General features: G+C 29.2%; 9 protein-coding genes. 8 read left to right on the top strand and 1 reads right to left on the bottom strand.

What is annotated here, in order from left to right:
* The first annotated feature begins 326 nt into the window (after positions 1-326).
* The 7 genes from cdaA (at position 327) to HMPREF1983_RS01535 (ending at position 7,361) form a co-directional block, all read left to right on the top strand.
* On the top strand, positions 327-1,145 hold the full coding sequence (gene cdaA, locus HMPREF1983_RS01505) for a diadenylate cyclase CdaA (RefSeq protein WP_021752514.1): 819 nt from the start codon (positions 327-329) through the stop codon (positions 1,143-1,145).
* A gap of 11 nt (positions 1,146-1,156) precedes the next feature.
* The gene (locus HMPREF1983_RS01510) at positions 1,157-2,116 is read left to right on the top strand and encodes a CdaR family protein (protein ID WP_021752515.1); all 960 of its coding nucleotides are present in this window, start codon (positions 1,157-1,159) and stop codon (positions 2,114-2,116) included.
* A 6-nt stretch (positions 2,117-2,122) separates the two neighbouring features.
* Positions 2,123-2,377: a hypothetical protein gene (locus HMPREF1983_RS01515; RefSeq protein ID WP_021752516.1), complete on the top strand. Its 255-nt coding sequence runs from the start codon at positions 2,123-2,125 to the stop codon at positions 2,375-2,377.
* Positions 2,378-2,674: 297 nt separating this feature from the next.
* The gene (locus HMPREF1983_RS01520) at positions 2,675-4,546 is read left to right on the top strand and encodes a polysaccharide biosynthesis protein (RefSeq protein WP_040460786.1); all 1,872 of its coding nucleotides are present in this window, start codon (positions 2,675-2,677) and stop codon (positions 4,544-4,546) included.
* A gap of 366 nt (positions 4,547-4,912) precedes the next feature.
* The gene (locus tag HMPREF1983_RS01525) at positions 4,913-5,479 is read left to right on the top strand and encodes a hypothetical protein (protein WP_021752518.1); all 567 of its coding nucleotides are present in this window, start codon (positions 4,913-4,915) and stop codon (positions 5,477-5,479) included.
* Between the two features lie 171 nt (positions 5,480-5,650).
* Positions 5,651-6,115 carry a hypothetical protein gene (locus HMPREF1983_RS01530; protein WP_084404564.1) on the top strand — a complete coding sequence of 155 codons (465 nt, stop codon included), beginning with the start codon at positions 5,651-5,653 and terminating at the stop codon, positions 6,113-6,115.
* Positions 6,116-6,221: 106 nt separating this feature from the next.
* Positions 6,222-7,361 carry a tRNA(Met) cytidine acetate ligase gene (locus tag HMPREF1983_RS01535; protein WP_021752520.1) on the top strand — a complete coding sequence of 380 codons (1,140 nt, stop codon included), beginning with the start codon at positions 6,222-6,224 and terminating at the stop codon, positions 7,359-7,361.
* Between the two features lie 121 nt (positions 7,362-7,482).
* Here the strand turns inward: HMPREF1983_RS01535 and HMPREF1983_RS01540 are convergent, their stop codons facing one another.
* Entirely contained in the window at positions 7,483-8,046 is a 564-nt protein-coding gene (locus HMPREF1983_RS01540) for a flavodoxin family protein (RefSeq protein ID WP_021752521.1), read from the bottom strand.
* A 173-nt stretch (positions 8,047-8,219) separates the two neighbouring features.
* Here HMPREF1983_RS01540 and HMPREF1983_RS01545 point away from each other — a divergent pair, with 173 nt between their 5' ends.
* The gene (locus tag HMPREF1983_RS01545; RefSeq protein ID WP_021752522.1) at positions 8,220-9,218 is read left to right on the top strand and encodes a Tle-like phospholipase domain-containing protein; all 999 of its coding nucleotides are present in this window, start codon (positions 8,220-8,222) and stop codon (positions 9,216-9,218) included.
* The last annotated feature ends 323 nt before the right edge of the window (positions 9,219-9,541 follow it).

The raw sequence follows: 9,541 nt of genomic DNA on the forward strand, positions 1-9,541 counted from the left end.
GTATTTATTATACAACCCATAAAGATATGTCTTTGTGGGGATTTTTTGGTTGAAAAGGTCAATCATTTATAATTAAATATTTTGTCCAACTTTTTGAGTGCAGTTCAAAAATCCGTACCTGTATTTGTTATAAAACCGATTTTTTCAATCTGTTTTTTGTAATAAAGAATATTTTAAAATAAGTTTATATGATACAGAAGAAAAAAGAAAAAAACTACAGCATAACCTTTTTATTTATGTTATAATAAAAAGTGGGTTGTTGTAGGTATTTAATGTTAATAAAAAATACTTGTAACAAAGAATATTAAAAAGAAAGGAGCTTTAAAATGATAGCTGATTATTTATCAAACATAGGAACTTTGACACTTATTATTCACCTGCTTGATATATTATTAGTTTGGGTAGTAGTTTATAAATTGCTGACACTGTTAAAAGGAACACGTGGTATGCAGCTTGTTAAAGGTATTTTAATCGTTATTGGATTAAAAATATTTTTTAGCTTTATAGGCTTTACAACAATGACTTATATATTTGATCAAGTGGTAACATGGGGAGTTCTTGGTATAATGATTATATTCCAACCGGAGTTAAGACGGGCGTTGGAGTATATCGGTCGAGTTCAGTTATCTAATATCCTTAACCTTAATATTAAAAAAGAAAAAGATAATAAAGCTGATATTATAAGTTCCATCGTCGAAACGACACGTCATATGTCACGTAGAAGAATAGGAGCTTTGTTAGTTTTGGAAAATTATACCGGTCTTGATGAGTATGTAGAAAGCGGGATAATAATTAATGCAGCTGTCAGTAATGAACTTATTATTAATATTTTTATCCCTAATACACCTCTTCATGACGGTGCGATGATTTTAAATAAAGATAAAATTCGTGCAGCGAGTTGCGTTCTTCCTTTGTCGGATAATAGAAGTATCGCCAGCAGCTATGGAACAAGACATAGAGCGGCATTAGGACTTTCGGAATTAACCGATGCTATTGTCGTTGTTGTGTCGGAGGAAACGGGAAAAATTTCTGTTTGTCAAAACGGTGTTTTAACGACAGACTTTAAATCTGATGGACTTTCAAAATATTTAACAGAAAATTGGCTTACTCAAAAAGATAATCTCCTTAGAGATAAATCAAAATAGGGGGTGATATTATGAGGCTAAAAGAAAATAACCAATTAAAATTAATATCATTTTTAATAGCGGTACTGCTTTTTATTTCAGTAAATGAAAATTTCAAAAATATTTCCGTTATTGGAAATAATGACAATATAGCGGCTGCTTGGATAACAGATGTACCGTTGGAAACTGATTATGATAGGGATAAACTTTATGTAGTCGGAATACCGAATACGGTGTCTGTAAAATTAAGCGGACCTCCATCAAAAGTACAAAAAGAAAGTATTGCTAAAAATTTCAAGGTAAAACTTAATTTAAAAAATGCCCAAATCGGTGACGATCAGAAAGTTAAGTTGGAAGTGGAAGGATTGGAAAAAGGGCTGGAGGCTACCGTTGAACCTAGCAGTATTACTATTTCCATTCGAGAAAAAGTAACACGTGAATTTAAAGTCACTCCGATAGTTAAAAAAGAAAGGTTATTGCTCGGTTTTGAAATTGATAAACTAAGTTTAAATAATGATACGGTAAAAATTTCAGGAGATATAGACAGTATTAATAGAATTAAAGAAGTACGGGCAGAAAGTGCTACAAAAACTAAAATTAATAAAAATACACGAGAAGAAGCTAAAATTGTCGCTTACGACAGTGATTACAACAAGATAGAAGATATTCAAATAGAAACGGAATCAACGGTAATGACAATTGATCTTAAAAAGATAGAAAAAGAAGTACCACTACTTGTTAATAAAGTGGGTCAACTTTCTTCGGATTATGAGTTGGTATCTATAACGCCGGATTCAACAAAAGTTACCGTAAGAGCGGAAACACAAGAAGAGCTTGATAAAATATCGGCGATGTATGTTGATGTTGATTTGAGTGATGTTAAAGAAGAAACAGAAGAGCGTAGTAATTTAAAAATTTATCCGAAAGAAGATGTAAAAACCGCTACTGATACTCCAATAGTAAAAGTAACAATTAAGGTAAGGAGAAAATAGAGGTTTATGGTAGATAAAAAACTAATATTTTTAGCTATAAGTATGTTAATTACTGTAGTTGCCTTAGGTATTATAATAGGCACGATGTTTATCGATAACGAAAGAATGAAAAATACCCTTATTGCAGTAGGTTTTGTTATTTTAATTGTTCAAAAAATTGTTGAGATAATAGTAATAAAAGAAACTAGAAAAGTGAGTTTCGTTATCTTGGGAATAATAATTATTGCGGCAACTTACTTAGGATATAGGTTAACATTATAAAAAATATATTGGTAATATTTTTAGGATAAAAAGGGGATGGCTAACTGAAAACGGCACAAAAACCGTAATTTTTTAAAGTATGATTTTGTTAAGTCATCCCTCAAGGTTAACAAGGGAAAAAAGTTTTGTAAAACGAATTTGAACACAGGTAAGTTATTGTGGAACAATTAATATAAAAACTTTAAAAAGATTGGATTGTTAAAAGGTTGGTTGTAGGTATCTTATCGCTACTAACCATTGCCGGGATATTTGTAAAATAATATATTTTTTATTGAATTATTATATTAGGAGTTGAACATGAGAAAATTATTTTCATCAAAATTATATATATATCATCGTTTTAAATTAATAATGATGATAGATTTATTTATAGTAGCACTTGGTACTTTAGCCTCTATTTTTTTAGGGCGAAATTCTTACCCGCTGGAGATGTTGGAAAATCATGGTGTAAGTATTTTAGAGTTTGTAGTGCTGTCACTTTTTATTTATGGAATATTATTTAAAATATTCGGTATTAACAAGTCTTTATGGTCTTATCTTGGAGTTACCGAGATAGTTAATATTTGTACTTCAATATTGATTGCAGATTTATTTTGCGGTGTGTTGTATCAGTTTATGTTACCTGATACATTTTCTAATGTAAGATTTGTTATTTTTGCTCCACTACTTATTGTTGCGGGGATAATGTTTATTAGAATGTTATACAGAGCATTAAGAGAACGTGAAAATAATATTCATGGAAAAAATGCCTATAAAAATACATTAATTATAGGAGCGGGAGATGCCGGTTATATTCTTTTAAAAGAACTTTCTAAAAATAATGTTTTTAAAGCCAATGTTGTCGGACTTATTGATGATAATAGAAAAAATTCAATTATCAGCGGTGTAAATGTTTTAGGAACAACTTATGATTTGTTAAAAATTATACCTAAGCACGAAGTAGAACAAGTATTTTTAGCGATACCGTCTATTTCTACCAAGGATAAAAACAGAATATTAAATATTTTAAAAGAAGCGGATGTTCAAGTTAAGGTAATGGGTTCAGGTATCGCTCTTGAAGAAGGAGAAAGTATTTCAAAACACCTTAAAGACGTGTCGATAGAAGACCTTTTGGGACGTGGAGAAGTTAAACTTTCACAAGGAGAAGTTCAGTCGTATATAAAAGGGAAAAGTGTCTTAGTAACGGGGGCAGGCGGTTCTATCGGTAGTCAAATCGCAAGAGAAGTGTTTAAGTTTAAACCAAAACAGTTGGTTTTGGTCGATATAAATGAAAATTCTCTATATATGTTGGAACGTGATTTAGATTTTGAAAAATCACACGCTAAAGAATATGAACAGGTAAATTATATATCTGAGATAGTGAGCATTAGAGAAAAGGCTGCTTTAAAAGAGGTGTTTGAGAAATACAAACCTGATGTTGTTTTTCATGCGGCTGCTCATAAACATGTACCGTTAATGGAAAGACGTCCTCAAGAAGCGATAAAAAATAATGTTTTCGGTACAAAAAATGTTATGGATGTTGCTATTGAGTATGAAGTCGAACGTTTTATTATGATTTCTACAGATAAGGCGGTTAATCCGACCAACGCTATGGGAGCGTCAAAACGTTTAACAGAAATTATTTTACAATCTAAAGGTGCTAAATACAAAACTAAATTTGCAGCGGTAAGATTCGGAAATGTTTTAGGTTCAAACGGTTCGGTTATTCCTATTTTTAAGGAGCAGATAAAAAAAGGTGGACCTGTAACGATTACTCATAAAAACATAATTCGTTACTTTATGACAATACCGGAAGCCTCACAACTCGTTTTACAAGCAGGGTATTATGCCAGTAGCGGAGAAATTTTCCTGCTCGACATGGGTGAGCCTGTGAAAATCATAGATCTTGCTACAAATTTGATAAAACTTTCAGGATTGGAGCCGTATAAGGATATAGATATAGAAGAAATAGGTTTACGTCCCGGTGAGAAAATGTATGAAGAGTTATCGCTTGATTACGAAAACAGTGAGAAAACTGATAATAAAATGATTTATAAAAATACAACATTGGATATAGATATTGCTACTTTAGATAAACAATTAGAAAAACTTCGCACTATGTTAGGTAATTCTACGAATGAAGATATTAGGAAATATTTATTTGAAGTAATAGGTAAGTATAATAGTTAAAAAATTGATAATAATACAGAATATGTAAAAAATAACGTTAACAATCAACCGGAAATATTATAATTAAAATAAAGGTAATTTCTATTAGAGTAATGCTATATTTAATAAAATTTATTGATAGTTAGATGCAGAAGTTTATTGAGTTGGGAATTTATTAAAGAGTTTTTCTAAGATTAATGAATCGTGAGGGAGCGACCCTACAAAATCGATTTCTTATGAAATCATGATTTTTAGTCGCTCCTTCTTTTCTTAATAGAGATTTTTAAAATCGGAATAAAAGGAAACGTTTACTCTAAATCGTCTATAGAAATTTTTTTAAAAGAGTATTATAATAGTAAATAGTAAAAAAAGAAGGACTGAATTAATATGAAAGACAATAAAGTAATAAAGATATTATGGGGGATAGTGGTTGCTGTATTTTTATGCAGTGCATTATTTATAGGGATAAGTTATTTTTCCAGTGGTGACAAAGAGCCGAAAAAAGATAATGAATCCAGTTCTGTAAAAAAAGACAGTGAAGATAATAAGGACAATGAAGAAAACCTAGATGATAAAAAATCTGATGATGATGAAACAGAGGAAGAAAAAGGGGAAGAAGAAAATAATTCTTCAGACAACAAAAAAGATGAAACTTCAGACAATAAAAACAATTCATCATCAAATAATAAAAAAAATAAAATTAACATAGAAAATAATAATAAAAGAAAAGATACCGGTCAAAATAAGAAACAAGATAATAAAAAACAAGATAATTCTTCAGATAATTCGCAAAAACCGTCTTCACGAACCTTTAAAACTTCAGAAGAAGCACATAGATATGCAAATGAAGAGATGGATAAACTAATTAAGAAAAATAAAACAGGTTATACTTATAAAATTATTCATGATCCAAAAGGGGAAAGAACGGTAGTTTTTATACCAAATAAAAAATAGTTTAAAAATTAATCACTGATAAAAAAGATATTTCAAAGGTAGAGAATATTATAAATTCTTTACCTAAGAGTATCTTTTTGTTTATAAGGGAAAAACTTCGCAAAAAAAAGCTAACGGTGGTATAATTAGGAGGTGAATATTTATAAAGTTTAATAAAAAGGACTGATGGATATGAAAAATAATAATTTATTAAAAATACTATGGGGAATGGTGTTTGTAATATTTTTATCAAGTGCACTTTTTCTGGGATATAATTACTTTTTCGGAAAAAGTTCTACAAAAGAAAAAGATAAAACATCACAAACCAATACTACCAAAAAGGTAGAAAAAGAAGAAAAACAAAATTCAAATACGACAGATTCAACTCAAAGTTCAACAGAAAATAAAACAAAAAACCAAGATCAAAAAAACAGTTACGAATATGACGGTAAAAAATTATCTCATAGTGCAGGACTTGGAAATACAGGTAAAGTATTTAATTCACAAAAAGAGGCGATGGAATATGGAAAACAAGAGATTGCAAGGTTAATAGAAAAAGATAAAAAACCGCGACAATTCTCAATCAGTAGAGTAACCTCAGAAGATGGTAAGTTAGTTGGCTGGACAGTCGATATATTTGAAAGTAACAATGGATAAAGGTGACGAAAGTTACCTTTATTTTTCTAAAGTTAGGCGTAGTCATCTATATAACCGTTAATATAAAAAATTTATTAAAATTATAACTGATAAAAGGAACGATAAAATGAGTATTAGAGTAGGTATTATAGCAGAATTTAATCCATTTCATAATGGACATAAATATTTAATAGAGCAAGCAAAAAAATATATAAAAAACCATGACGGTGGAGAAATAGTTTGTGTAATGAGTGAATATTTTACTCAAAGAGGAGAGGCGGCAATAGTAGACGGTTATAGCCGTGCCGAAGAAGCGGTAAAAAACGGTTGTGATATGGTGGTCGCACTACCTTACGTAGCGAGTGTTGCTTTTGGAGATGACTTCGCTGAAAAAAGTGTGGAAATTCTTGTGAAAATGGGAATTACTCATTTAATCTTCGGAACGGAAGAAACAAATATGGAAAAATTTTCCGTATTGTATAATAAACAACAGAAAAAAGATATTAAATTAAAATATAAAGAATTATTAAAACAAGGTTATAGCCATGCAAAAATAAACAGTTTATTGTTTGATATTGATAAAAATGTTCCAAATTTTATTCTGGCATATAGTTATTATAAAGCATTAAAAAAACAAGCACCTAATGTAAAACTAATACCTATAAAACGACAAGGTCAAAATTTAAACGACTCAAACTTGGAAAAAACAAAATTTCTAAGTGCTACCACCTTAAGAAAAAATATTTATAAAAAAGAGATAGAAAATTATCTTTCTGCTGAAATGCTGGAAAAACTTCGTAATAAAAAAAATATTTACTTGGAGGATTTTTATTCCTTTATAACCTATCAAATAAATATTTTAGGAAAAATCGGTTTGAGCAATGTTTATGATATTAATGAGGGATTGGAAAATAGAATATTTAATGCAACACAAATATCAAAAACTTATAAAAATTTGATAGAAAATATAGCGACCAAAAGATACAGTAATAAAAAAATACAACGCAATCTGCTTCATATACTGACTAATACAACAAAAGAAGATTATAAAAAGTATTTTGGAACAAAAGTGTTTAGAGTGCTGGCGATAAAAAAAGAAAAAACTCATTTAATAAAAGAAATAAATAATAAAAAAGAAATAATGTTGGTTACAGCTTTAAATAGTAAAAATGCTCAATATTTTGAACATGATATAAAAATTTCAAGGTTGTATAACTTGGTAGCCGAGGACAAAGATATATTTAAAAAACCTGTTGTTATTATTTAGCAACAGGTTTAATAAGTTTAGTTATGGTGTTTTTCTAAAAGTAAAAATTCTAATAGAATTGCTTATAGGTATTTAGATACAGTATTTATTGAGTTAGGAATTTACTTTGGAAATAAAATTATTAAACATTAAGCGGTGATTTTTCAAGTGCCATATCTTTTAAAAGTGCGCTGAAACAATCTTGAGCATCCTTTAAATCCTGAGCATCGGGGTGTGTTTTAGACTCATTAACCATCTCCACTAAGTCCGGTGTTACTTTATGAATAAAGTTAGGGTCTTTCCATGTTAAAATTCTAAAGACAATCATTACTTTAGGATCTATTTTTCCTTGGCAAATAAATGTTTTATGGATACGGTTATTACGTTCTTTCATAAATTCAATATAGTTGTTTATTGAATCATCGGCGTGGTAATGCTCACGTGGAACACCACAGGTTAAAAATATTGCTACATCTTTATTATGAATTTCTTGAGTATCGATAAAATGTTGCATATTTTTATTAGCATTTGTTTTATCCGTCCAAGCGCCGAGTATATAAAAATCGTACTCTTTACTTATTTTTTTCTTATGTTTTTTTATATCAATTAAATCAACGTCCCCTAGATTTTTTATATCTTCGTAAATAGCTTCAGCTACTTTTTTTGTATTTTTTGTTTTGCTAGAGTAAGCAAGTAAAATTTTCATAAATCTAACCTCCGTTTAAGCTGTTATTAAACATCTGATATTATTATAACAAAAAATAATTTTATTTTAAATAGGTAGATGAAAATAATTATCACTCTTTGGCAACGGTAATAGTGTTAAAAATATAATAAGTGTGATAGAATACTATTGATTAGTAAATTAGGAGAAAAAAAGTGGCAAAAGAACTAGAAGTAACCAGCTATGCTTCGTTTATCGTATATCGAATAGAAGCTATGGACAGAATTAACACACCTAAAAGAGTGATAAAGGAATTTATAGAATTACAAAAAATAGTAGGTAAGTTTCCGAAAGAGTTGGAATATTTACATAGCTTCTATGATAAAAACACCGGTAGCAGCGGAGCATTATTTAAAAATATTGATAAAGATAATTACGTTTTATCTTTTACCGGAACGAATTTTTATTTTGATAGAGAAAAAGACTTATATGCCGATATAGTAGGGATTTGTCTAGGACAAGGAGAACATTATTCAGTTTGTTATAAATTTTATAAAAAAATGGAGAAAAAATATGGTAAAAATATTATTCTTACCGGTCATTCTCTTGGCGGCAATATCGCTCAACGTGTTGCTTTGGAGTATAATGTTGCGGAAACTATCGTTTATAACGCCGCACCGTTGTATCTAATCGGGGGAATAGATATTTTTATGAATAAAGATGCAGATAATGAATTATATCAAGGCAGGTTATCAAGATACAAGAGAGTTGTCAACAGAATAGAGAAAAAGAAACGATTATTTACAGGTGATGTAAAAAGGATAGTTTCTGAGCAAGATGTATTTACCCGTATAGCGGAGCTTTTAAATATAGGTTATTATATTGGAGAAGAATATATTATTAAAGAGGCGGGCATGCACGGTATAAAAAATTTTCTCGGAGAACGTCAACTTACTTTAAAAGAATTGCTCGTAGAAGATATTAAGGAAGAAAATCTTTCTACAGAATACAAAGAATTCAGCCTTGCTGAGATTAATATGCTTAAATATTTTTCGGAAGATAAATTATCTTATCTGGAAAATCAGCTAACAGGCATGTTGATGAGTGAAACGGTAATGAGTAATCTTAATAAAAATCCATATCATGTTGATTTTAGGTTCTTTTTAACGAATGTTTTGGAGAAAATAACAGAAACAAAAAATATTAATGAATGAAGAAGTAGAAGAACAAGAACTTTTACTATTAGATAAAAATTTAAAAAATAATTAATTTAGAAAAATAAGATTACCAAATTTATTAAGTTTCAATCTGTTTTTAAGTTAACTTTTGATATAGAAAGCAATCGATTTAATATTAAATACTGAAAAAATATTAAAAAAATGATATAATGTAGGTAATTCTATGTGTAATTATTATGAAAGGTATATATTTATATACAAAATATTTTTTGTTGCTGGTTCTATAGCGATAAGGCAACCTTATGAAACCCACTACTAAGAAAAACAATGAGCTTAATAGCAATGTTTGTAGTGGTAAT

The sequence above is a fragment of the Gemella bergeri ATCC 700627 genome, assembly GCF_000469465.1.
GTDB classification, from domain to species: Bacteria; Bacillota; Bacilli; order Staphylococcales; family Gemellaceae; genus Gemella; species Gemella bergeri.